At 48.1% G+C, this 25,322-nt stretch carries 16 protein-coding genes; 9 read left to right on the top strand and 7 right to left on the bottom strand.

From position 1 onward, the window contains the following. The first annotated feature begins 12 nt into the window (after positions 1–12). From VC28_RS11440 to VC28_RS11430, 3 genes are all read left to right on the top strand, one after another. Positions 13–2,007 (top strand): L,D-transpeptidase family protein, encoded by a 1,995-nt coding sequence (locus VC28_RS11440; protein ID WP_082191511.1) that lies wholly within the window; start codon positions 13–15, stop codon positions 2,005–2,007. Between the two features lie 315 nt (positions 2,008–2,322). Then, complete coding sequence (locus tag VC28_RS11435; protein ID WP_049630758.1) at positions 2,323–4,524, top strand: hypothetical protein; 2,202 nt, start codon at positions 2,323–2,325, stop codon at positions 4,522–4,524. Positions 4,525–4,703: 179 nt separating this feature from the next. Next, positions 4,704–6,401 carry a carboxylesterase family protein gene (locus VC28_RS11430; RefSeq protein WP_197085518.1) on the top strand — a complete coding sequence of 566 codons (1,698 nt, stop codon included), beginning with the start codon at positions 4,704–4,706 and terminating at the stop codon, positions 6,399–6,401. On the opposite strand, the gene VC28_RS11425 is transcribed toward VC28_RS11430, so the two are convergent. The 4 genes from VC28_RS11425 to VC28_RS11410 all read right to left on the bottom strand — a co-directional run bounded on the left by VC28_RS11425 (position 6,388) and on the right by VC28_RS11410 (position 8,165). After that, on the bottom strand, positions 6,388–6,903 hold the full coding sequence (locus VC28_RS11425; RefSeq protein WP_049630757.1) for a GyrI-like domain-containing protein: 516 nt from the start codon (positions 6,901–6,903) through the stop codon (positions 6,388–6,390). The genes VC28_RS11430 and VC28_RS11425 overlap by 14 nt on opposite strands. Next, positions 6,878–7,261 (bottom strand): YciI family protein, encoded by a 384-nt coding sequence (locus VC28_RS11420; RefSeq protein ID WP_049630756.1) that lies wholly within the window; start codon positions 7,259–7,261, stop codon positions 6,878–6,880. The genes VC28_RS11425 and VC28_RS11420 overlap by 26 nt, the downstream gene beginning before the upstream one ends. A gap of 108 nt (positions 7,262–7,369) precedes the next feature. Beyond that, positions 7,370–7,777, bottom strand: a complete 408-nt coding sequence (locus VC28_RS11415) for a VOC family protein (RefSeq protein ID WP_049630755.1) — start codon at positions 7,775–7,777, stop codon at positions 7,370–7,372. Between the two features lie 22 nt (positions 7,778–7,799). After that, positions 7,800–8,165, bottom strand: coding sequence for a DUF1428 domain-containing protein (locus VC28_RS11410; protein WP_049630754.1), 366 nt, complete (start codon positions 8,163–8,165; stop codon positions 7,800–7,802). 182 nt (positions 8,166–8,347) lie between these two features. On the opposite strand from VC28_RS11410, the gene VC28_RS11405 reads away from it, so the two are divergent. The 3 genes from VC28_RS11405 to VC28_RS11395 all read left to right on the top strand — a co-directional run bounded on the left by VC28_RS11405 (position 8,348) and on the right by VC28_RS11395 (position 11,444). Then, positions 8,348–10,150 (top strand): monovalent cation:proton antiporter-2 (CPA2) family protein, encoded by a 1,803-nt coding sequence (locus VC28_RS11405; RefSeq protein ID WP_049630753.1) that lies wholly within the window; start codon positions 8,348–8,350, stop codon positions 10,148–10,150. 187 nt (positions 10,151–10,337) lie between these two features. Continuing rightward, positions 10,338–11,006, top strand: coding sequence for a polysaccharide deacetylase family protein (locus VC28_RS11400; protein ID WP_049630752.1), 669 nt, complete (start codon positions 10,338–10,340; stop codon positions 11,004–11,006). A 90-nt stretch (positions 11,007–11,096) separates the two neighbouring features. Further along, positions 11,097–11,444, top strand: a complete 348-nt coding sequence (locus VC28_RS11395; protein WP_049630751.1) for a GFA family protein — start codon at positions 11,097–11,099, stop codon at positions 11,442–11,444. A 21-nt stretch (positions 11,445–11,465) separates the two neighbouring features. Here VC28_RS11395 and VC28_RS11390 read toward each other — a convergent pair whose 3' ends face one another. Both VC28_RS11390 and VC28_RS11385 read right to left on the bottom strand, forming a co-directional pair. After that, positions 11,466–12,701, bottom strand: a complete 1,236-nt coding sequence (locus VC28_RS11390) for an RNA polymerase sigma factor (RefSeq protein WP_049630750.1) — start codon at positions 12,699–12,701, stop codon at positions 11,466–11,468. A 38-nt stretch (positions 12,702–12,739) separates the two neighbouring features. Further along, positions 12,740–14,233, bottom strand: a complete 1,494-nt coding sequence (locus VC28_RS11385; protein WP_049630749.1) for an MFS transporter — start codon at positions 14,231–14,233, stop codon at positions 12,740–12,742. An 827-nt stretch (positions 14,234–15,060) separates the two neighbouring features. Between VC28_RS11385 and VC28_RS11380 the strand changes: the two genes are divergently transcribed. The 3 genes from VC28_RS11380 (at position 15,061) to VC28_RS11370 (ending at position 21,397) form a co-directional block, all read left to right on the top strand. Next, on the top strand, positions 15,061–18,201 hold the full coding sequence (locus VC28_RS11380; protein WP_049630748.1) for a TonB-dependent receptor: 3,141 nt from the start codon (positions 15,061–15,063) through the stop codon (positions 18,199–18,201). 146 nt (positions 18,202–18,347) lie between these two features. Then, a complete protein-coding gene (locus tag VC28_RS11375) occupies positions 18,348–19,853 on the top strand; it encodes a tryptophan halogenase family protein (protein WP_049630747.1) in 1,506 nt (501 codons plus the stop codon). Between the two features lie 32 nt (positions 19,854–19,885). Then, a complete protein-coding gene (locus VC28_RS11370) occupies positions 19,886–21,397 on the top strand; it encodes a tryptophan halogenase family protein (protein ID WP_049630746.1) in 1,512 nt (503 codons plus the stop codon). Between the two features lie 263 nt (positions 21,398–21,660). Here the strand turns inward: VC28_RS11370 and VC28_RS11365 are convergent, their stop codons facing one another. Then, positions 21,661–25,239 (bottom strand): discoidin domain-containing protein, encoded by a 3,579-nt coding sequence (locus VC28_RS11365; protein ID WP_049630745.1) that lies wholly within the window; start codon positions 25,237–25,239, stop codon positions 21,661–21,663. Positions 25,240–25,322: the final 83 nt, after the last annotated feature.

Genomic DNA, 25,322 nt, shown 5'->3' with positions numbered 1-25,322 from the left:
AGGCGCTTGTTTATGTTGTTATTGGATGGTTGTTTTTACCGCGTGCAGGTGTTGCAGAAGCGCTTGCAGGTGGTACAGGGATTGTTAGCGATGCTGGCCATATTGTGTCTGGTGCAGCCTGCGCAGGCTCAGGTGAGCGATGCCGCAATGGCGCTGGGCAAGGCACAGGATTACCGCAATCTGCAGGCGCAAGAGCAAGAAATGGCGCAAGCGATAGAGGCGCACATGATCTCCCTTCAGCTGGATGCGGTCGCGGGTGAAGCCAAAGACAGTGCGGGGCATCTGGCGCAGGCGCTGATTGCCTTTTATGTGCAGCGGCAGTATCGCCCTGTATGGGACAGACCCGCACGTGTACAGCAGTTGGTTGCCGCGCTGGAGTCGCTGGCGGATGACGGTTTAACCCCCGATGATTACCAGATTGGTCAATTGCGCGATACGCTGCAGGGCGATAACAGTGCCCGCGAGCTGTCCGCGCGTGTTGCCGATGAGCTGCGCGCAACCAATGCTTACCTGCGTGCGTTGTATCACCTGTACAACGGCAAGGTGAATCCTGCCGGGCTTGATCCCCAGTGGAACTTTGATTTGCAGGACATGGCACCCATAGCCGATGCCGCACGCCTTGCCGATGTGATCGAGACCGGACAAATCGCCAGTCTGTTCGACCAAACCCGTCCCCAACATATGATCTACCGCAGTTTTGTCGCGGGTTTAAAACATTACCGTTATTTGGCCGGGCAAGGTGGGTGGCCTTCATTGCCCGTTGGACCGACGCTAAAACCTTGCATGATTGATCCGCAGGTGGCCGTACTGCGCCAGCGTTTGCGTATCACAGGCGAATACATTGAGCCAACTCCAGATGAAGATCCGCAGGCGCTGACACCTGCGCAAGTGTGTGTGTTAGCGAACGCCAAAGCCGCTGCTGCAAGTGCGGCTGCAGCGTCCTCGCTGGCTGCGTCATCGAATGCTTCGCTGGCATCGTCGTTTGTTTCTGTATCAGCTGATGCTGCCGCCGTTGATAGTGCTGGTGTTAATAGCGCCGTGATCAATGGCTCTGCTGCGAGCGCGTCATCGCTAGATGAAAGCAGTGTTGCATCCTCTTCCAGTGCCTCCAGTGCCGCGCCGGTAAGTCCCGATGAGGTATTTGATGAGCACCTGGTCGAGGCGGTCAAACGCTTCCAGCGCGCGCAGTATCTGGAGGATGATGGCAGCGTTGGGCCTGCGACCCGGGCGGCGCTGAATGTATCGGTGCAATCGCGCATTGACCAGATCCGCGTCAACCTCGATCGCGCCCGCTGGCTGTTGCACAACATCCCGCCGGAAATGCTGCTGGTGGATGTGGCCGGTTTTAAAATTACCTATTTCAAGGCCAGCCAGCCTATCTGGCGCTCGCGTGTACAGGTGGGCATGTCGTACCGCACCAGCCCGATTTTCCGCTCGGAAGTGAATTACATTACCCTCAACCCCACCTGGACCATCCCGCCCACTATTTTGCGCAAGGATGTACTACCCAAATTGCGTAAGGACCTGAGTTATCTGCGCGATAACAACATCCGTGTGCTGGATAGCAATGGCAAGGAGCTGGACCCGGCGACTGTGGATTGGTACAAACCGGGCAATGTCACCCTGCGTCAGGATGCAGGGCCCCATGCGGCACTGGGTAAAGCGGTAATCCGCTTCCCCAATTCCTATGCGGTTTATCTGCACGATACCCCGCACCAAAAGCTGTTTAATAAAAGCCAGCGCGCCTTTAGCTCGGGTTGTATCCGTGTTGAGCGCGCACTGGAATTGGTTGAACTGCTGTTGGCGGAGACGCCCGGCTGGGATAAAGCCGCTATTGATAAAGCTCTGGCAACAGGCAAGACGCGCAATGTCACTCTGGCCAAGCGAGTGCCTATCTTGCTGGCGTATTGGACGGTGGATGCGCTTGGCGAGACAGAAGTGGCGTTCAAACCGGACATCTACAATCGCGATGCACAGGTGTTGGCGGCACTCAATCGACGTGATTAGTAACCTGAGCTCCAAATCGTCATCCCCGCTAGCGGGGATCCATAGTTTTTAAGGCTAATTGCTGGGCTCCCCAAAGGGCAGTGACGATAAAGTACCAAGGGATTGCTGTTTTGGTTCTTTTTTAATCCATTCAGGGAACTTTTTTGCGTTGTTGTAATGCGCAAAGTTGTATTTATCCCAACTCAAGGCTAGCGTTAATAGGAATTTAGACCATTAGTCGTGGTGCGTGCGCCTGCGCGCGCCAAATGTTCAGCTCCCAGGCGTTCCCGCCTGATCCAATAACAAATGCTTTAGACCAATAAGGATCAACCCAACATGGCCACTCGCAAATCCTCCCGTACCGCCGAACCGCAAGAGCAGGAGGAGTTAATCACTCTGGATGCGCCGCCTGAAGAGGGCGTTATCAATACCTTGACTGCCCCCGGCATGCCAGGCAGTGGCTACATGTATTTTACCGAGCGCGACCTGAGCAAAATTCTGCATAACCTGGATATCCTGCGCACCAGTGTTTACCCGCACCTGGCCAACCAGCAGGATTCCGATAACTACAAGCAGCCACAATTCCCATCGGTGTGCCTGATTGGCTTGGGGCGCTGCGGTTCCAACATTGCACTGGATGTTGCGTCGCTGGTCTATAACGCGCGCAACTTTTATCTCAATGAATTCAACAGCGAAGAAAAAGAAGTCCGCGAACAAGACAAGCCTATGCGCTGGATCAAGCGCAGCCTGCATTTAAAGGGCGGACATCAACTCAAGCCGGTGTTTTTGATTGAACCTCTGGTGATGTTGGGCGATCTGGATAAAGACATCGAAGGGCGTATCCGTTTTTCACACAAAGGTGAGCGTTCGGGGTTCCTTAAGGATTACACCAAAATGAAAATCATGGATTTGTCTGAAGTCCATGCCGGTGGTTCGGGCAATGCGCCTATCCTTGGCCAGTACCTCGCCAAAATTATTTTGAATAAAGATACCCAACGTTTCTCCAATCCTGATTGGAAACACGTGCATTCCTATTTGATCGATTCCTGCGGTATCAAAGCCAACCAATCGCGCCTGTATTTTTATATTTTCAGTGCGGGTGGCGGTACCGGTTCCGGTATGGCGAGTGAGTTTGGCCTCGCGCAGCAATATGCTTACATGAGCAAAACCTTTGATTCCCGTGCGCAAGCTGAAAGCGCGGAAAATCGCGGTCACTCATTTGTGTTTGAGCCCATTTTTACCAGCGGTATTTGTATCCTGCCGAATATTTCCGACCACGGTGTGGAAATGTCAGAAGCCTTGCATATCAACGCTGGCCGTTTGCTGTGTAAATATTTATCGGAGGAGTGGGATTTCTCTTACAACTTCGACAATGAAGACAGCAGCGAAGCGAGTGTGATGCACCGCATCCGCCCCTGGAATGCAATGATGCTGATCTCCAACGACATCATGCGCTACGCAGAGGAAACCGATGAAGGCGCTATCCAGCACATTGATGTCAACGCAATGGAGAAATACGCCAACCAATATATCTCCCAGCAAATTTTTAACATCCTCACCGCACAAGCCGTGACGACGGATTACGACGAAAATTATTTCCGCCGCGCCGGTATCGATATTGGTGAAACCATCCGTCTTGATGCCAACGATTTGTTTATGAGCCTTGCAGGCCCTGTGGCAGTCGCTTACGCCGAATCGGTGATCCCAACCGCAATGCCAATCCAGGGCGTTGATAAGTTGCGCGGTATCGATGTGAAAAAAGTCAGCGAGTTGAATATTGATGACCTTTTCTATCGCTCCATTGATCTGCCGCACTTTAATAAAGTGACTCAGGCAATTGAAGGAATCAGCTTGTTGCCGATTGAATCCACCCGCTATCGCGAGGCGCTCGCCCGTTATTTGCAAAAAGGCTACGATGCCAGCGAATTGAAAGACTTGCACTTCTTCAAAAACTGCTCGTCAGTGGTATCGATTATTTCTTTGCCCAAAGATTACAAGCTCAGCTACATGGATTTGAATAAACTCAAATCCCATTTGAATGCGCTCTTCCCCAACACCACCTTGAAACGCTATGCGTTGGTTATCGGTGCATCGGCGAATATTTCATTGACCACCTTGATCGTGAAAAGCCCATGTTTGAGCGATGACTTCCTGACGTTGATTGTGGCTTTTATCAAGCGCTGTTTTGCAAAAGATTCTTATCGTTTTGATGAGCAGCTGGATACCGCCATGCTCGACTTCATCCGCTCGGATGAGTTTGATGAAACGTTGGTGGATAAAATGCTCAATGAGTATGAAAACCCGGCAAAAATTCTCGATACTAACTGGTATGCCATCAAGCCGATGTACGAGAAGAAATATCGCGAACTCATTAATGATTCGGAAAAATTCTGCTCTATTAATGATATTCGCCTGTCGCGTGACAGCGTGAAAAAAGCGATCAAATATTTGCGTGAAATTTATCGTCATAAAATCAGCAAGACGCGCATTGTCTCGCTCAATTCAACGTCTTTGTCACTCGATAAACCCAAAAGCTAAGGGTCGGGTTTGTTATTGCCCTATAGCACCGAGTCGTCCTGAAAAACGGATCGCCATAAAAAACGGAGAGGAATTCCTCTCCGTTTTTTATTTGCGCAGGTTAAGTATTAAATCGTCAAATGAATGCGTGGAGTAAAAAATTGTTGGGTCACATTAAGCATCAGTCAGTACGAAAATTAATGGGCAAGTCAGTTGTTGTATTGGTGTCATTCTTTTTTATAAACCTTGCGTATGCTGATACCAGGATATTGGATTATCGCCAAGGTGTTATCCAGCAAACGCATTCAGGCAAAGTGAAGGGGTATGTTGCCAACCAAAATGCCACACTGGTTTGGAAGGCAATCCCCTACGCACAAGCGCCGCTTAACGAATTGCGGTGGCGCGCGCCAAAACCAGTGCAACCATGGGCAAATACCTTCAATGCCAATCAGCCAAGCAGCATTTGCCCACAAATAAAAGCGGGGCAATTTTTAGGCCGTGAAGATTGTTTGACGTTGGATATTTATCGCCCCAACACCCATAAAACCCAACTGCCGGTGATGTTTTATATCCACGGTGGTAATAACCAGATGGGTGATAGCGGTGAGATAAATCCAGAGCAATTGGTGGTTAATGCCAATGCGGTGGTGGTATCGATTAATTATCGTGTGGGGGTGTTGGGCTTTAATAACCTTCCTGCATTGCGCAGCGAAAACGCGCAGGAAGCATCGGGCAATTTTGGATTGTTGGATATTCATCAGGCGCTGCAGTGGGTCAGGCATAACATCCGGCAATTTGGCGGCAATCCGGACAATATCACACTAGCGGGATTTTCCGCCGGCGGGCGCGATGTGATGGCCATACTCGTTTCACCTTTATTTCAAGGCCAATTCCAGCAGGCCATTTCATTTAGCGGTGGAATGACCATGGCCGATTACGATGCAAGTACACCGATTATCGCGCGCGCTATTGCACCACTTGTGGTAGAGGACGGTGTTAAAAAAGATGAGCCATCTGCAACCGCATGGCTGCTAAGTAAAAGCAGTGATGTGCGCAATTATTTGAACACGGTTTCTGCAGAGCGTTTATCACAGCTCATGACCAATGCAGGAATTCGCATGTCCGTATTTCCGCATTTGTTTAACGATGGACACGTTCTGCCTAAAAAAGGTTTTCATTCTGATCACTACAATCAAGTGCCTGTTATTTTATTTACCGGTTCACAAGAATTTTCATTATTTGCGTATTGGGATAAGCATTTTATAAATCGCCCTAAAGAAACGCTCACCAATAATTCATCAACAGCAAAAGAATTTGCATTTGCCAAACACTATGGCAGTGAGCTCTATGCACTGTTTAATGCGCAAGCACCTGCTCAAGTCATGTTGCCAGCGTATCAGACACCCATTTATATCGTTGAATTTAGCTGGGGCTCAGATCCTGCAGTCGCAGGCAATGCTGCGCTATTATTTGGCGCCTATCACGGTGTGTGGCTGCCGTTTTTGACGGGTGAAATAAAAGAAACAGCAACCCATTTTAAAGCTGCGTTACAAACGCAAGGCGCGCAGCTGCTAGCACAGGTGTTTACCCACTATGTAAAACAATTTTTATGGACGGGTAACCCCAATGCTGAGGGGTTGGTTAAATGGGAACCATTGCAAGATGCAGATAACCATTTTCAGTATTTGTCATTCACTGCAGACCAATCACGCGCACTGATTTCAATGCAACAAGCGGGCAGGAGCTATCAACAAATTATTGCGGATATAGAGGCAGATAAAACGCTTCCTGCACAACACAAGCAGATACTTATTCAGCAGGTATTGAATGGCCGCTGGTTTAGCGGCCCGTTGGATCAACATTTTAAAAACAGCGAGGTATGGATTAACGTTCCGTAATCGGTATCCATATTTCTATATCGCCCTCTCCAGTTTGCGGATCGAATTTTTCGCCGTAGCGTTCAAAAAAATGCAAACTGTTTTCCGTGGCTGTCGCGTGTCGGTAACCTGATTGCGGTAGCCATTGGTCAAATGCTAAATCAATCGTAGTGCAAATATCCTTGACGTTACCTTGGTGCGCAAATGCGGCATACCTCTGTGAGGGAATAATAAACGGACTGAATATTGTGGGTAGTTCGTCAAAATCCCATACTGCTACACCTGCCATGTAATAATATTCATGGTTTTTTAGATGAATACATAAACCATAATCGGGTGGCGGCATTCGCTGTGGAATTTGATCCCAGTTGGCGACTAAACGTTGCCACAGTTGTGGAATTTTTTGCTGTGCATGCTCATCCAATGGTTCACGAAAGCCCGCAATCAGCAATGGGCCTGCATGTTCAATGCGTGGCTGTGAAACGCTTGTGCTGGTGTCAGGCAATGTGTTGGTTGCGTTCATCTTTTGTGGAATCCAATTCGCGGATGGGGCGGATTTCAATGGTGCCAATACGAGCCGGTGGAATTTTACTCGCGAGCTGTATGGCTTCATTTAAATCGCGCGCATCCAATAAATAAAATCCAGCCAGTTGCTCTTTGGTTTCGGCAAAAGGGCCATCAGTAATCAGCGGCTTGCCGTCGCGAATGCGCAAGCTGGTGGCCGTTGTCGTAGAGTGCAGTGCATTGCCCCCAATCATTTTTCCTGAGTCACGCAAACTTTGACCACATGCCTCGCACTCGGCATTTAATGATTTCCATTCATTGGATGTCATATTGTTGATGATGTTTTCATCGTAATAAACCATACATAGATATTTCATTGCGTTGCTCGCTGCTAAAGGGTGGGAACCATTAACGCTGTTCTTGGGCAGTATTAATGGCACGTTGTAACGTTTAAAAGTGGCTAAATGTTATTGGTTGCACAGGTTTTAATTTTGAACATGAGCTGGGTCCATAAACATAATTTCCCAGTTATGGCCGTCCAGATCTTCAAAGCCGTGGTAGTACATAAAACCGTGGTCAATTGGCTCGGCAGGTGCGGCTTTGCCTCCGGCAGCGACGGCTTTTTTTACCATTTCATCCACCTGTGCGCGGCTTTCACATGAGAGGCAAATCAACACTTCTTTTGTGGTATGTGCATCAGCAATTGTTTTATGTGTAAAGCCTTGGAAAAAGGGTTCGGTCAATAGCATGGAATAAATAGTATCGCTAATCACCATGCAGGCAGCGTTTTCGTTGGTGAATTGCGCATTAAAGGTGTAGCCCAACTGTGCGAAAAAGGCTTTGGATTTTTCCAGATCTTTGACCGGAAGGTTAATAAATACTTGTGTTGGCATAATACGTTCCTTGGAATGTAAATTATTGGTGACACACAATGGATTTAAATCCACCGTAAGCCATGCGTTTAAAATCAAATGGAGGATTGTTTTCGTCGCACATATCTTTCAGGCGTGGGTCTGCCATCACTAACGCATTAATGCGGTCGCGCTCTTCGCGTGAAGGATAAATGATCCAGGCGATTACCACCGTTTCATTATCTTTGCAGCCCGCAGCGGTGCGGAAAGAGGTCATATCCTGAATGTCCAGGTCATCGCCAACGCATTCCCAATAAGCGATGGCACCATGCTCTTTCCAAACAGCACCGGCTTGGTTAGCCATTTTTTGATATTCCTGAAGTTTTTCAGGTGCGATAGGCAGTAAAAAACCATCTACATAGTGAGTCATCATCAATCTCCTGTTTTTTAATTACTATCAAATAGTCGCTTGAGCCGAATAAAAATCGACAGCAGCAATAAAAAAATAATGGTTTTCTTTGTGTTGTATAAAAACTGTTTTATAGTCAATGGCTTAGCCGTGCAATACGGTTGTTGTCACATCCATTTCCATATTCTTGAAGGTTGCTCCCCATGGAACACCACGAAACCTTACTACATGCCATTTATTATTTGTTGGCCGCGACTATTGCGGTGCCGTTATTTCGTCGCTTGGGGTTGGGGGCGATACTGGGTTATTTGGTCGCGGGCGCGATTATTGGCCCCTATGAATTGGGGCTCATTTACTCACCTGAGGCGACTTTCCAATTTTCCGAACTCGGTGTGGTGTTGCTGTTATTCGTGATCGGCCTTGAATTAAATCCACAGCAATTATGGAAGATGCGCTTCGATGTTGGCTTGTTGGGCGGCTCGCAAATGTTAGTGACGGCAGCCATCATAACCGGGCTATTCGCATTGTTTTTGGATGTGGGTTGGCAACAAGGGTTTATGATCGGCCTCGCGCTTGCGCTCTCATCAACTGCGTTTGCAGTGCCGTTAATGGAAGAACATAAAATCATGGGTTTGCCGATTGGGCGAAAAGGTTTTTCGATTTTATTAATGCAAGATCTTGCCGTCATTCCCATCTTATTATTGTTGGCAAGTTGGTCTCCTGCCGCTAATGCAGATACGCATGTGCCTTGGTGGTTGGGGCTGTGTACCGTAGCGTTTTTATTATTAGCAGGGGCACGGATTTTTAATCCGTTATTACAAGTGGTTGCCAAATACGGTAGCCGCGAAATTTTGACTGCTGCCGGTTTGTTAATTGTGCTAAGCGTTGCTTACCTTATGCAACTGGTTGGTTTTTCCATGAGCATGGGCGCATTTCTAGCTGGCATGTTATTGGCGCAATCTACTTTCCGTCATCAATTGGCTGCGGATATCGAACCTTTTAAAGGGTTGCTCTTAGGTTTATTTTTTATTGCGGTAGGAATGTCGCTGAATTTACGCCTGCTATTTGCAGAGCCGGTATTGATCCTTGCGCTTGCCCTTGCATTGATGCTGATAAAAATTGCGGTGATCACAGTGATTTTGCGCATTCGCAAATACCCATTTAAAGAAGGCATATTGATTGGTTTGATGCTGGCGCAAGGTGGTGAGTTTGCGTTTGTGGTGATGGCTACGGCAGAGCAATCTACATTTATTCCGAAAGATATTGCCAGTTACGTTGTACTGGTCGTCGGTATTTCAATGGCCTTAACCAGTCCGCTGGTGATTTTGCATGAACTGATTACACGCAAACGCACGCTTCAGGAAAAGGCACGTGAAGAGGCCAAACAAGCAGAGCATTCTTTACAAGAGTTGGATGAACCGGAGGCTCATAAAGCTGAAGTTATCATTGCAGGGTTCGGCCGCTTTGGACAAATTATTGGCCGCATTCTGACTGCCAGTAATATTCCCTTTAATGCACTGGATAAAAACCCTGATCACATTGAATTTTTAAAAAATTATGGTGTAAAAAGTTATTACGGCGATGCCACTCGCATTGAATTATTGGAAGCCGCGGGCATTCGTGAGGCCAAGGTGTTGGTGATTGCATTAGTTAATGTTGAAGCCTCGCTTGCCATTACGCGCTTGGTAAAAACACATTTTCCTCACATAACACTGATTGTTCGTGCACGTGACCGGGCGCATGCCTATCAATTGGCCGAGCTGGGTGTGGAAAATCCCATCCGTGAAATTTACGAATCCAGCCTCAGCGCTGCAGTGCGCACCCTAACCGAGGTTGGCTACACCGAAGGTCAGTCACAGCGTGCTATCGATATTTTCCGCGAGCACGATCAAGGCCTTTTGCATGCAGCAATTGCCATCAGTAAAGACCCTAAACAATTGGCATTGCTTGTTAAACAAAGCCGTAAAGAGTTGCAAGACTTATTCAGCAAAGATATTCAATTGTGATTTCGCACAATGTGTAAAGGAGCTAGCAATGGGGGTCAAGAAAAGCGATGATTTAATCCAGGCATTGCACGCCCGTTTTGAAAAAATAGGTATCGTTGTCCATATTACGCCGCGCGAGGTTTTCGCGGTTTGTTGAGGGTTTAATGTGAGATACGTTGCGATAGGATTCGTTACTCTGGTGCTGCTAATGGCGGTTGTTTTTAACATCAGTAAAAGCCGGGATTTTCAACTGTTTGGTGAAATTGTTAATCGCGTAGATACAGACGAAAAAATAATTGCACTGACATTTGATGATGGCCCGCTACCGGGGGCGACAGAAAAAATCATTAGTATTCTAGCGCAGGAACAAATCCCGGCGACTTTCTTTCTCACAGGGCGTGAGATGGAGCGATATCCGGACGGAGCAAAAAAATTAATCGCTGCTGGGCATCAAATTGGCAATCACTCCTATTCTCACCCACGTATGGTGTTTATGTCTTATCAGGCTGTTGCCAATGAGGTTGCTAAAACCAACGAATTAATCCTCAATCTTGGATATAAAAGCGAAATCGTATTTCGCCCGCCTTATGGTAAAAAATTACTGATGCTGCCGTTATATTTGCAGCGCAACAATATCACTACCATTATCTGGGATATAGAACCGGAAACTTTCTCCGAGGTTAGTGCCAGTAGTGAAAAAATCACCGAACACGTAGTGGCAGAAGCCAAGCCGGGATCAATTATTTTGCTGCACGTCATGTATCCATCGGGCCAGACATCAATGGATGCCGTGCCCAGTATCATTCGCGAATTGAAAGCGCAGGGGTATCGCTTTGTTACCGTGAATGATTTATTAACATTGACTAGTCGAAAATGATAGTCCCGGTTCGACTAACTACTGCGAACGACTCAATAAATACTTGAGCTAACAAACGGTTTGATTGTTATCAACAGAAAGGAGATTTTTATGAAAAACATCGGTAGCTGTCACTGCGGTAATATTCGTTTTGAAGTGGAAGGCGATATTGATTCGGGATTGGCATGTAATTGTTCGATATGCCAGCGCAAGGGATCGCTCTTGTGGTTCGCCCCTTTCAGTGCGTTCAAATTACTGACATCGAGCGAGAATATTGGTAGTTATTCGTTTAACAAACACGTCATTCACCATAAGTTCTGCCAGATATGTGGTGTTAGCCCGTTTGCAGAAGGGGCTGATCCTGCGGGTAATAAAGTGGCGGCGATTAATATTCGTTGTATTGAAGGAATCGATCTGGATTCTATTCCCGTGCATCACTATAACGGGAAGGACGTTTAAGTCTGCGCACTCACAGCAAAATCACAACGCGTTGAGCTTGCTGCGCAAAAAGCGGAGTTCCGGTTCTTGTGTGGTCAGTTGCAGTGCTTTTTCGTAGGCGCTTTTTGCTTCAGATGTGCGCTGTAATTGTGATAAGAATTCAGCGCGCGCTGCGTGCAATAAATGGTAATCCGTCAGTTGTTTGCGTGCGAGCAAATCATCCAGTAGCGCCAAGCCTTGTGCTGCACCGTCGCGGTGGGCAATGGCGACGGCGCGATTGAGTTCTATCACTGGCGATGGATTGCGGATCAATAATAAATCGTAGAAACCACAAATTTCTTGCCAATCAGTTTGCTCAAAACTGCGCGCCTCAGCATGCAACGCGGCAATAGCCGCTTGTAGGCAATACACATCGGCGTTGCCGCTGCTGAGTGCGCGCTGTATTAAGGCGGAGCCTTCGGCAATTTGCTCGCTATCCCAGCGCGAACGGTCCTGATCTTCCAAGCGAATCAAATCGCCATTATTGTCGGTGCGCGCGTGCTTGCGCGAATCTTGTATCAGCATAAGCGCAAGCAAGCCCAATACTTCAGCGTCTGGTAATAGCTGGGCGAGCAATCGCCCCAGTCGTATCGCTTCTTGCGCAAGTTCCTGACGAATGAGTTCGCTGCCGGAGGAAGCGGAATAGCCTTCATTGAACACCAAATAAATAACGTGCAGTACGCTATCGAGGCGCGTTGGTAATTCGCTGCGCGCGGGAATTTCGTAGGGAATGTGTGCATCGCGGATTTTATTTTTAGCGCGCACAATGCGTTGTGCCAGCGTGCTGGGCGTGGTGAGAAATGCGCGCGCAATGGCCTCGGTGGTAAGCCCGCAGACTTCGCGCAGGGTGAGCGCCATTTGTGCTTCCGGTGCGAGGCTTGGGTGACAGCAGGTGAAGATCAGCCGCAACTGGTCATCTTCAAGATGATGATTGTGTTCGTCATCTTGCTCAAATGTTTCTTCTTCCAGTTGCTCGATCACATCTTCCAGCGATACGTGGAATTTTGCGCGGCGGCGCAATTGGTCGATTGCTTTGAAGCGCCCGGTGGATACCAGCCATGCGCGCGGATTGTTGGGGACACCGTCATGCGGCCATTGTTGCAGTGCGGCGGTGAACGCATCTTGTAATGCTTCTTCGGCGAGATCGAAATCTTTTAACAAACGAATCAGTGTTGCCAATACGCGCCGCGATTCAGTGCGATAAATTCCATGGATGAGTGTTTCAATACTGGCTGGCATATTGGTCGTCTTTATAAATAAATGGCAAATAAATGGCGTTAGGGATTGCCGGGGTCATCGACAAAGGCAGTGGCAATCGCGGCAAGGATCATAAACACACCGGCGCACACCAGCGCATAAATAGGCTGGCCACCGAATAATTTGCTGATCATGATTGCCAGTATGCTCGATGCCAGTATCTGGGGTATGACAATAAAAAAATTATAAATTCCCGCATACACGCCCATTTTTGTGGGCGGAAGGGCGCTGCTTAAAATCGCCAGCGGCAATGCCAATATAGAGGCCCACGCAAAACCAACCCCTACCATCGACAGCAATAACCATTGCGGATCGCGGATAACAATAAACGATATCAATCCCGCTGCACCCAGGCAGAGGTTAATCATATGGGTAATTTTGCGATTGGTTTTTTTTACCAGTACCGGAATGAATACCGCCGCCAGAGCTGCAAAGCCGTTGTAAGCGGCAAATAAAATACCCACCCAATCTGCGCCTTCGTTGTAAGCGTGGGAGCTGGGATCATTGCTGTGATAGTGATGCGCAGTCACAGCGGCGGTGCTGTAAATCCACATCGAAAACAGTGCGAACCACGACAGGCATTGCACCAGTGCTAATTGCTTCATGGTGCGTGGCATCAACACCATATCGCGCGTTATTTGGTAGAGCGCGTTATCGGTTTTGCCTGCCTGTTGTAATTGCCCGGCAGCCAACTGTAGCAAGCCAAATAAAAAAATGCCGATGCTCAACACATAGAGTTTTGGATCCAATTGTGCGATGGCGATTGTCGCGCTGAGAGCAACACCTGCGGCACCCAATCTATAACCCCAGCGGATGAAACCGGAATATTGGCGCTGGTCATCAGCGCTGCTGTGTTGATCGTGCCAGCGTTGAAATAAGGCGATTTGTTCCGGGCTGTATTCGCGTGTTGATAGCGCTGACCACAGCAGACTACACAGCAGCAGCGCGGCACCTGCGTAAAAAGCGTAGGTCACCGAGGGCGGGACATGCCCGTGAGGAGCGGTATTGGCGATATCCATCCAGTTGCTGAAAATCCACGGCAATGCCGATGCAACAACCGCACTCACGCCAATAAAAAAACTCTGCATTGAAAATCCGGGGGCGCGTTGCTCTTCCGGCAGCATGTCGCTGATCAGCGCAATGGAAGGGCCAAGGGCGATATTCAGCGATGCATCCAGCACCCACAACATTCCAGCGGCAATCCACAGCGTGGGCGAGTTGGGCATCACCACCAATGCCAGTGTCGCCAATATGGCACCCGTCAAAATATAGGGGCGGCGACGGCCATAGCGGTTCCATGTCCTGTCGCTCATATAACCGATGATCGGTTGGATTAACAAACCCGTGATAGGTGCCGCGACCCATAAGATGGGGATTTCCTCTATGGGCGCACCAAGGATCTGGAAGATCCGGCTGACGTTGGCATTTTGCAAGGCAAAGCCAAACTGGATACCAAAAAAACCAAAACAGAGGTTCCAGATCTGCCAAAAACTGAGGGTGGGTTTGTGTTGCATACATCCTGTCTGGTTATGGTTGTTATCTACCCAAGGCATGTGCGCGGCTGCCGGGCGGCGTGGTACAGGTGGCGTGATTATAGCGAAAACAACCGAGGCTTTTTATTTTTCTTGCTGGGTGGATGTGTATCACCGAGTTAGGTGCCGTGCATTGGTTGTGTACAACGGTAACTGTTGCAAATGAGCTGCGCGCGCATTTACGTGGTGTCGTTCTTGTTTGTGCGTGTTGCTGGTTGCTCCTATTACATTCATCGTCTACGCACATTTTTAATGTTGTGCCGTACTTGTGCATTAATTTATGCCGCAATTGATGTGTGAGTGTTTTGGTTTTTTATCTGGCGCGCGCAGAAATTTATCCATGAAATTTATTCTGCAAAAACATTTCTGAAAACGTTTTCAGAAATGTTTTTTAAAAACCAATTTTAAATTTTAAAAATAAATTTAAGTTGAAATCGATTTCAAAAAATTGAAAACGATTTCTTTTTTGCTAGGCTGTTTTTAGCTATGGACATTGTGCGATTGCCGTCATTAAGATGATAAAAATTAAAAGATTACAGCAGTTTCCCGGGATAAAATCGCACGTTGTCATTAGGACTTTAAGTATAAAAATACCGGCTTTCTCCAATGGCTCCCGCATCGCTGTTGCTGTCTCAACATACATTTCATTGATGAGCATTTTTTCAAAAAATTTATAACATCGGATTCATCCTTTCTCCTGTGGGATGATTTGCGTTACCTGATAATTTTTGTGTTGGGTGCGCAAGGTTTACAGGATGGCTATTAAACGTGTTAACAATAATTCCATAAATCGGTAAACGGAGAAGTCCATGAACACGAAGCGAGGCTTTAAGAAAAAACTCATCGCCAGTGCAATTGCTTCCTACGCTGCATTCGGCTTGGGAACTCAGGTATTTGCACAATCCAACGACGATGCGATTGAAGAAGTAGTAGTACTTGGGGTGAAAGGGGCGCAACAAAATGCGATCAACACCAAGCGCGAAGCAAAATCGATAGTTGACGGCATTTCTGCAGAAGATGTCGGTAAGCTGCCCGACGTAACCATCACTGACTCATTGCAACGTATCACCGGTGTACAAATCCAGCGCAGTGCGGGTGAAGGTGGACGTTTGAGCGTGCGCGGCCTTGATCAGGTTGCGGTGATGCTGAACGGCGAACAATTCCTGGCGGCAGGTAACCTTGCCGGTGCACAACCTGACTTTGGTGATGTGCCTGCGCAATTGTTGCGTGCAGCCGATGTGTACAAAAGTCTCGATGTGAGCAATAAGGTATCGGGTATTACCGGTACTATCGATATCAAAACCTTCCGTCCAATGGACTTCAAGGAAGGCTTTAGCGCTGCGGGCGGTTACGACCTGTCTAACGGTGAAATCAGCGATGAAATGGATAGCACGTTCAACGCATTGATTAACTGGCGCAGTGACAATCTGGGGGTAATGTTGTCCGGCGTGACCGGCTCCAAAAACCTCGCTAACGATTACGCTGGCCGCGCAGGTGATCCTGCGGGTTACCAAATGGGGCCAGACAGTGCGTTTGACGGTAAGTGGATGGCAAACCATAACCATGGTTATCGCTTCTCGCGCTCAGCGAACGAGCGCAACCGCGATGGTATTAATGGCGCGTTGCAAGCGGATCTGGGTAATGGCCTGGAGTTGGTAGTAGAGGCATTCCACACCCAAGCCAAAGAATATCAACGCGAAGTGGGTCTGAATATTTCCAACCGCTGGCAGGGCATGACTGCGCTGAGCGCTGAGCGTCAGGCCATGTTTGATGACCAATACCAAAATGGTTGGACCGGTGCGCAAATCGCTGTGCCTACCAGCAGCTCTGACTCTATCACCGGTAAAGATGGCCGCGAGTGGATTATTGCTGACGAGTTCAGCGTAGAGCCGCTGTGGTTGCAATCGATCGGTGGTAACCGCGTTATCGATTCAGGTTCTACCAACATCAACGTGGAATTGAATTTTGATAACGATGGCGCACTCACCGGTGGTTTGCGTGGTACCAATGCAGAGGCCTATAACAATGTGTTGTTCGCCACCGCACAAGGCGGTATCAACAGCTTCCGTGGCAATACCGTCCAGCGTTTGTATGGTCACTTCTATCCAAAAGATGTGGTTGAGCAATATGGCCTGACACTTGATCCGGATCATCTGGATAAAGTGGGTGTGAATGGCGGCCGCTTCGTATTGCCTAACCCGAAAGGTTACGATGAAGATCCATTGTTGAATATGAAACTCAATGGTTTCAAACACACCTGGAGTGGATGGGATCAACCCATCGCCGGTGGTTTGACGGATGCTTCCGGCGAGAAATCCCTTGCCACTTACATGGCCAACAAAGACAGTTGGATTATGGAAGGTGAGCAGTTGGAACAAGACAACGACACCTCTGCAAAACTCAAAGCCATCAGTGGTCATCTCAATTATAAATTTGAAGATTCTTTCATCACTGACGTAGAAGTAGGTTTGCGTGCGAGCTCCCGTACAGTCGATGTAGAAGCTTACGATTACTGGGCGCAATTCTATGTGGGCTCCAACAACCGCCTGACTGGACCTGATCTGCCCAACGCCAGCAACCTCACAGGTTGTTATGCAATGTGGCGTTCTATCGACCAGAAATTTGACGGCGGCGGTAGCGGTGCAGAATGTTCGGCGGGTGAACGTTTGGATGCGAATGATCCTTCTACCTTCACACCTTACTTTGTGTTGCCTCCACAACCATTGGATCACTTTGGCGAGAAGCTGCAATTCGTAACGGATTTGGGTAAATACGGCAAAGGTATTCCCGGTTTCTGGGCGGTTGATCCAACCACCTTTGATGATCCTGAAGCGTTTAACCGCAAAGCGTTTAATGACATCAAGAAAATCATTGGCCCAGCCAACAGCTATACCGTATCGCTGAATGAAATCAGCAGCTATTTGGTCGGTAACTTTGAAATAGGCCCGGTCTCTGGTACGGCGGGTGTGAAAGTGATCGAAGCTGAAATTGAAGCCAACGTTTATCAAAGTACTGGCGTTCAGCGCGCTTACGGTGGTTCGCATTACTACACAGGTCGCGAGACCAACAGCAAGAGCCGCACCGATGTGTTGCCATCGTTGAACCTGGCGTGGGATGTGACTGACGATGTTAAGTTGCGTTTGAGCGCGGCGAAAAATAAACAAGAGTTGGATCTGTATCGCTATGGTTCAAGCTTGAATATTTTCACCGGTCCAGACCCGGACGATTCAACCCAACGTATCCCGAGTGGTTGGAACTCACAGGCGGACATCAATCTTGATCCATGGTTGAGCAACAACTACGACATTTCGGCGGAATATTATTTCGGCGAAGCAAGTATGTTTAACGTGGGTGCGTATCTGGTCGAGATCGAATCCTTTGTTGAACAAAAACAAAGTGACATCCAGGTTGTATCGCGCGGCAAAACCTACACCATTCGCGGTGATGGTCCTGTCGTTGGTAAAGGCGGTGAAGTTAAGGGGATTGAGTTGGGTGCCAAGTTGGCATTGAGCGACGTGACCGACGGTTTCTTCAGCAACTTCGGTGTTGAAGCTAACTACACGTACTCGCCAAGTGAGCGTCCAGGTTTGGCTTCTGACGTAACTGGCGAAAAATATCCATTTGCCAACAACTCGGAAAACACTTACAACTTCATTGTGTGGTACCAACAAGACAAGTTGCAGGCGCGTATCGCAATGAACAGCCGTGATGATCGCTTCGTGCAAGATTACGGCACATTGAACCTGGCAACCTTTGCCAAGGGTGCGACCTATGTAGACCTGAACGTTAGCTACGATGTATTGGAAAACGTGACTGTTTATGCTCAGGCTGCTAACTTGACCAGCGAAGACGAAAAACAAGTTTATCGCTTGGCAGAAGGTGTAGAGCAAGCTTCATTCGTGTATGACAACGAAGCGCGCTACTCATTGGGTGTACGTGCCAAGTTCTAATAGGCGTGTTTACTAGCGTTTAGATAGACGGCAACAACATTATCCCGGGCAGAGACACTGCTGCCCGGGATAATCCAGCGCGATGCAGGATGCAGTCGCACAGGATAAAAATATAACAATGACCTCACATAAACGACCCCAAATATATGCGTGCAGTAAACAGCATTATTATTGTTGGTGGGGGCACCGCAGGCTGGATGACAGCAGCAAGCCTCAAGCACCACTTCAAACAGCGAATTGATATTACGCTGATCGAATCTTCTGAAATTGGCACTATAGGTGTCGGTGAAGCAACCATTCCCACCATCCGCCAGTTTTATCGCCATCTGGGTTTAAGTGACCTTGATGTTATCCGCGCGACGCGCGCGACCTGTAAATTGGGTATCCAATTTAATGATTGGCACAAACCCGGATCGAGTTTTATTCATCCTTTTGGCGTGTATGGTCAATCGTTAAAAGGAACTGATTTCCATCACTATTGGTTGAAGTTGCGCAAAAAAAATATGGCCTCTGAGTTGGGCGATTACTCGCTTGGTGTTGCGCTGGCCAAACACAATAAATTTACCTTTCCTGCGATAAATCCTCCTTCTTCGCTCTCGGTGTTTGATTGGGCATTGCATTTTGATGCAACCCTGTTTGCGGGGCTAATGCGCACACATGCAGAACAAAATGGCGTGCGCCGGATTGATGCGAAAATCACGCATGTACAGCGCCGTGAAAGCGATGGTTTTATTGAGTCGGTACAGTTGGACTACGGCGCACATTTTTCTGCCGATTTATTTATTGATTGTTCCGGCTTCAAAGGCCTGCTGATTGAAGAAACCTTGCAAACCGGTTACGAAAAATGGACTGACTGGTTGCTCTGTGACCGCGCTTTTGCGGTGCAAAGCCAATCGGTTGATGTGCCTCACTCTTACACCAAAGTGAATGCGCGCCCCGCCGGTTGGCAGTGGAAAATTCCGCTGCAGCATCGCGATGGCAATGGCCATGTATTTGCCAGCCAATTTATGCGCGATGAAATTGCGCGTGAAATGCTGATTAAAAATGTACAGGGCGAATTGCTCCATGAGCCGCGCAAAATTGCATTTGTGCCCGGTCGGCGCAAACAGGCGTGGAATAAAAACTGTATTGCAATAGGCCTGGCGGCAGGGTTTTTGGAACCGCTGGAAAGTACCAGTATTGCACTGGTGCAAACCGGCATTGAAAAAATCCGCTCGCTATTGGCTGCGGCGCAATATAACGACAGCATCCTGCGTGAATTTAATGAGACGACCCTGTTGGAGTACGAGCGCGTACGCGATTTTATTATTCTCCATTACAAACTGAGCGCGCGTGATGACACAGAATTTTGGCGCTACTGTCGCGCAATGAAGATACCGGATTCGCTCCAGCATAAAATGGAATTGTTTAAGGCGAGCGGCCATGTAGTCAATTATCGTTGGGAAATGTTCGGGTTACCTAGCTGGCTTGCCATATTCGAAGGTTTCAATTATCTGCCTGATGTATATGACGCACAGGTGGATCTGCTGGATGAAACAATGCTTGCACAAAATCTGGAAAAAATGCGTGAGTCCTTGGGCAGGGTGGTGGACGATACGCCACACCACCATGAGTTCATTGCCCAGCACTGCGCTGCGCCTGACTTTGCATAAACACTCAAATAAAAAAACACTGGGCAGACACCATGAAACCCTTACAGAAAATATTAATTGTCGGTGGCGGTACTGCGGGTTGGATTGCCGCTTCCATTCTGGCAAAACAATTACAAAAAGCCGATGGTACGCCATCGTCAGTGCAGATTGAGCTGGTAGAGTCAGAAGAAATTGGCACTATTGGTGTTGGTGAATCCACCATTCCGCCGTTTCTGGAAATGCTGAAAAATCTGGACATCAACGAACAGGAATTTATCAAATATACCCAAGCCAGTTTTAAATTGGGTATTCAATTTACCGATTGGCGGGTAAAAGGCGAATCCTATTTTCATCCGTTCGGCACTATCAGTGCGGGCATGAAGGAATATACGTTTTACCAAATGTGGCTCAAAAGTTTTCATCAGGGAGACAATTTTGCGCTACAGGATTTTTCCCCCTGCAATGTCATGGCACAAAATGGCCGCTTTTATTTACCGCAGCTTGCCGATAGAACCGCGATTGGCGAAGCGCGCTATGCATTGCATCTGGATGCAAAGCTAGTGGCTGAATATTTGCGCAAATATGCAGAGGCGCGCGGCGTTGTGCGCACCGAAGGCAAAGTAATGGAAGTGGTGCAGCGCGATGATGGTGGTATAGCGAAAGTCATACTGCGTTCAGGCCAGGAAATTGCGGCCGATTTTTTTATTGATTGCAGCGGTTTTCATGCTCTGTTAATTGAAAAAACCTTGGGTGCGAGTTATTGCGACTGGACACATTATTTACCCTGCGACCGTGCAGTGGCTGTGCAAACCGAAAATACCGGCGATACCACACCCTACACCCGCGCCACCGCGCGTGACCACGGCTGGACATGGCGTATTCCATTGCAGCGTCGCACAGGTAATGGTTATGTATATTCCAGCCAATTTTGCAGTGATGACGAGGCGGTCAATACTTTGCTCAATGTAGTGGATGGCAAAACGTTGATCGAGCCACGCGTTATTCCCTTCAAGACCGGCGTGCGCAATGAAATCTGGAAGAAAAATTGTTTGGCGATTGGTTTGGCATCTGGATTTATTGAGCCGCTTGAATCAACCGCAATCCATTTGGTGGTGCGCGGTGTTATTCATTTTATGCGCAACTTTCCGGATCAGGATTGCGATCAGGCATTGATCCACCAATACAATCGCCGCATGACGATGGAATACGAAGAAATTCGCGATTTTATTGTGTTGCACTATTGTCTCACCGAGCGTGAAGATACCCCCTTCTGGCGCTGGTGTAAAAATATGGAGTTGCCACCATCGCTGCAAGAAGTGATTGATTATTTCAAAGTACAAGGTGGTTTACCGGAAATGATTGATGCTTTGTTCCATCCTGTCAGTTGGCGCTCGGTATGCGAAGGCATGGGGCTGCGCCCACAAAAATATTCGCCGGTAGTGGATGAAATGAATTATCCAGTGATGCGAAAAGGCATGTTGGAGTACCGCGATGCTATGGCAGAGTTTGTTAAAAAACTGCCAACACACGATCAATTTATTCGCGATAATTGTTCGGCTTATTAACAGAAACGAATGGACTCCCGCAAGCGGGAGCGACGACTCCCTACCCAATGTTAGCCTCGTTGCGGGAGTGACGACTCCCTACCCAATGTTAGCCTCGCAGCGAGAGTGACTATTCTCCACTCGGTCGTCATCCCCGCGTGCGGGGATCCATAGGTTTTAAACGAAACAACTGGACTCCCGCAGGCGGGAGTGACGATATGTACTGAAAAGCCTGCTGGAGTAATCCAGCAGGCTTTTGCATTTCCTGGCATTTAATTACCGGGTTATCGCACCGTAATGGTGAAGTCACCCGGGCAATCATTTTTGATATTCACCGCATTGTTCATCATCGTCAGGTTATTAAATTCCACTTGTCCTGCTGCGCAACCTTGTCCTGCCTCTGGCATCGGGTTTGCCCAAATACCATAACCGGAGCGGTTGGGGTAAGACGGGTGTAGCATAGCGCCGGAAATTTTCACGTTGGTGAATACGGTGTCCTGGAATGTATTTTGTCGCTGTCCGCCCACATAATTGGTTTGGAACATAATGCCGTGGAAGGTGGGGTCAATAATATCCAAGTCGCGCACACGAATGCCCTGAAAACTTTTTGAAGCAGAGAACATCCACAGCGCGGGGAATACCTGATTATTCCAGAAGGTACCGCCAGAGCGCAAAATAGTAATGCCTTCAAAATTCGTCGTTGGGTTGGATTGGAATCCAGTGAAAGGGTAACCAAAATCCAGCGAGCTGATGGTTACACCGGAATACACTAGTGCATCTTCCACGTGAATATTTTTAAAGGTATTGCCCTGCCCACCATAAACCGCCATACCCGCGGCGCGCCAGGGTGTCATTGCGGTTAAATTTTCAAACAGATTGTTTTGCACAATGCCGCCGCCGTTATCGGTTGCTGCAAATAATGCAAAGCTGTCATCACCGGTTGTGCGCGCTTCGTTATTCACTACGTGGTTGCCACTACTGCCGTTGGTAAAGTTAAGGCCATCGGCAAACAGGTTGCGCATGCGTGAATTTTTAATGGTGATGTTATGAACACTGGCACCCCAGAACATACAGACTTGATGCTCTGCCCACACGTTGTCGATCGTCATGTTGGATACGCCATTCCAATCAAACACTTTGCCGGGGCCATTAATGCGGCTGGTGTAATTGCCAAAAAAGGCAAAATTGGCAAAGGTTGAACCATTGGCTGAATTACTAACGGCAAAACCGGCATCGGTATTATTTTGATTGGAAGGCGTTTCAAAACGGGTATACCAAGGGCCTGCACCAATCACTTGAATCGCTTTGCCATACACCTGGAATTTGTTTGAAGTTTGATAAACACCGGCAGGCAAATAAACGCCCAGCGCATTACCCATGCGCGCTTGGTCCAATGCATTTTGTACTGCCTGATGGGTAAATCCACTCGGTGTAATAAACGCACTGGGGTTGGGGTTTGGAATCGGCGCTACTTGTTCGAGGCTGATAAAATCAATTGCGTATTGCGATGTGTTTTGCGCATCTTTTTGTAAACGGATTTTACTTCCGCTTGGAATGGTGCGATCAAACATAATGTTCGCTTCATCGTAAATATGGCGCGCAGGACCAGCACTTGGGCTGTTGATCGGATTGTCTTCATTGCCATACACCCACGCATATTTTGATGTTAGCGTAATCGCTTTTTCAAACTGGCCGTTCACGTAAATGTTCAAGGTCGCGCTAATACCATCGCCACCCGGTGCATCAGGAATAGAGTAGCGAGTGACCAAAGTATTGGTGCTTTCGTTAGTGGTAAATTCCACATAACTGCCGGTGCTATTGAGCGTTACTGCACGACGGCCAGAGGCTTCACCGGCAACATCGCCAATATTTCGGTTGGGCCCAACAATTTGTGCGCCACCACCAACCGTTGCACTCTCTGCCTGATAAATTTTATAAGGCATGTTTGCACCGCGTTGAGTACCGGGGTTTGGATTTTGGTTTTCTGCCAGAGTGGTTCCTGTTGCAGTTGTACTCAACGCAGAATTTCCAAATTGGTTGTACGCGCGAACCTGGTATTGATAACTCGTGCTTGCGGTTAAACCTGTGTCTTGATAGTAAGTGGTAGTGACATCCGCAACTTGTACGCCGTTGCGCAACACTTTATAACCGCTGGCTAAATCTGCTGCATCCCAGCTTAAAAATAGCGTGGATGAAGTACCGCCCGAAATTGCAACATTTTGCGGAGTCGCAGGCGGTACCGGATCAGGATAACCATGCACTTCAAATTCCGACACTTGCGCTGCAGGCCAACCGGTATTGCCAGTGACATTGATGCGCACATAACGTGTTGCAGTTTCGTTGAAATTAATCGTCACAGTATTGGCCGATGACGGATTAAAACTGTATCCCGCTGAATTCACCAATGTATTAAATGCGGTGCCGTTGCTGCTGCCCAATACTGAAAGTGTTTGTGTGCGAGTAGCCCAAGCCATATCGTTTGGTAATTTCAACACCACTTTGCTCACGCGATGGGTGCTACCTAAATCGATGGTGAGTGTTTGTGGGAATGCGTTGTTATTACTTTCCCAATAGCTCGCCTGATTATTATCAACCGCGTTGCTGGCCGGTGTATGCCCGAGCGATGTGCTTGCCACAATTGGTTTACCGCCAGAGACTTTTACCACCAACGGATTCTGGTTGTTGCTATCGGTTGTGACGCTAACACTGTTGCTTTGTGCCGAACTGCCCGCCGCATTAAATGCACGCACGGTGTACGCATAAGTTGTGCCTGCACTTAAACCGGAATCGGTGTAAGTAGTGCTAGTTGTAGTGGTGACGAGATTTCCGTTGCGCAAAATTTCATAACCATCCGCACCGCTTGCCGCTGTCCACGAAAGTGAAACGCTGGAAGTGGTTTTACCGGTGGAGGTTAAATTTTGTGGAACCGCTGGAACAGCTGGGCCGTTATCGTTGCTGAATTGCAGCCAGTTCACATTAAACAAACCGCCTGCAGCATTACCTTTAAACACCAAATACAAATTGTGTGTACCACTTGCCGATACATTCGCGGTTTTAGTTGTCCAGGTTTGCCAACCGCCGGTATTGGTCACCGCTACAGTGCCAATCAGTGAACCACTGATACTGCCCAAACGCATTTCAATCGTACCGCCTGCGGTGTTGGTCGCTACACGTGCGCTGACCTTGTTCGCACCGGAACCAAAATTCACATTGTTGAATACCACCCAATCGGCATCATCAATCCAGCCGATATTGCTGCCACCACCGGTGTCTGATGTTGCTTCGGTTTGGATGCCACTCATGCTGTTGTACGAAGTCGCTTTGATTTGTGCAAAAGCATCGCGCGGTGGAATCTGGTTATCGCCAAACACTTCCAATTCAGAAATTTGCGCTGCTGGCCAACCGGTGTTGCTAGTGACATTCACACGCACATAACGCGCGCTGCTGCTGGGCACGCTGATGTTAACGACGTTGCTGCTGCCGGGAACAAAGTTGTAATTGGCTGCATTCACTAATGTGGAATAACTGGAGCCATTCACGCTGCCGGACACTGAAATATTTTGTGTGCGTGAACCCCAGTTGGCGGGCAACTTCAAACGCACTTGATTAACGTTATAGCTGCTACCCAAATCCACCGTAAGTGATTGCGGAAAGGCATTGTTTTGGCTTTCCCAATAATTAGCTTGATTGCCATCAATCGTATTGCCAGCGGTGTAGACATCAACACTGCTGGTAACGCTGGCAGTTTTACCTTGGGCTAAGTTAGTTTGGGCGTGAGCGATAGTTGTTGGGAGTGCACCCAATATACCAATCGCACTGACGAATAGACTCTGCCGTAGCAGATGGGAATTACCGATTTTCATTATGAAGTTCCTCGCTGTTATCGAGCGTGTGGGTTGATTAAAAAATTATTGTTATGAGAAAAAACAGCGTGTCTTTTAAAAAA

The sequence above is a fragment of the Cellvibrio sp. pealriver genome (assembly GCF_001183545.1).
Lineage (GTDB): Bacteria > Pseudomonadota > Gammaproteobacteria > Pseudomonadales > Cellvibrionaceae > Cellvibrio.
Note: the sequence above shows the minus strand (reverse complement) of the source record. Positions and strands in the feature narration are given on the sequence as shown.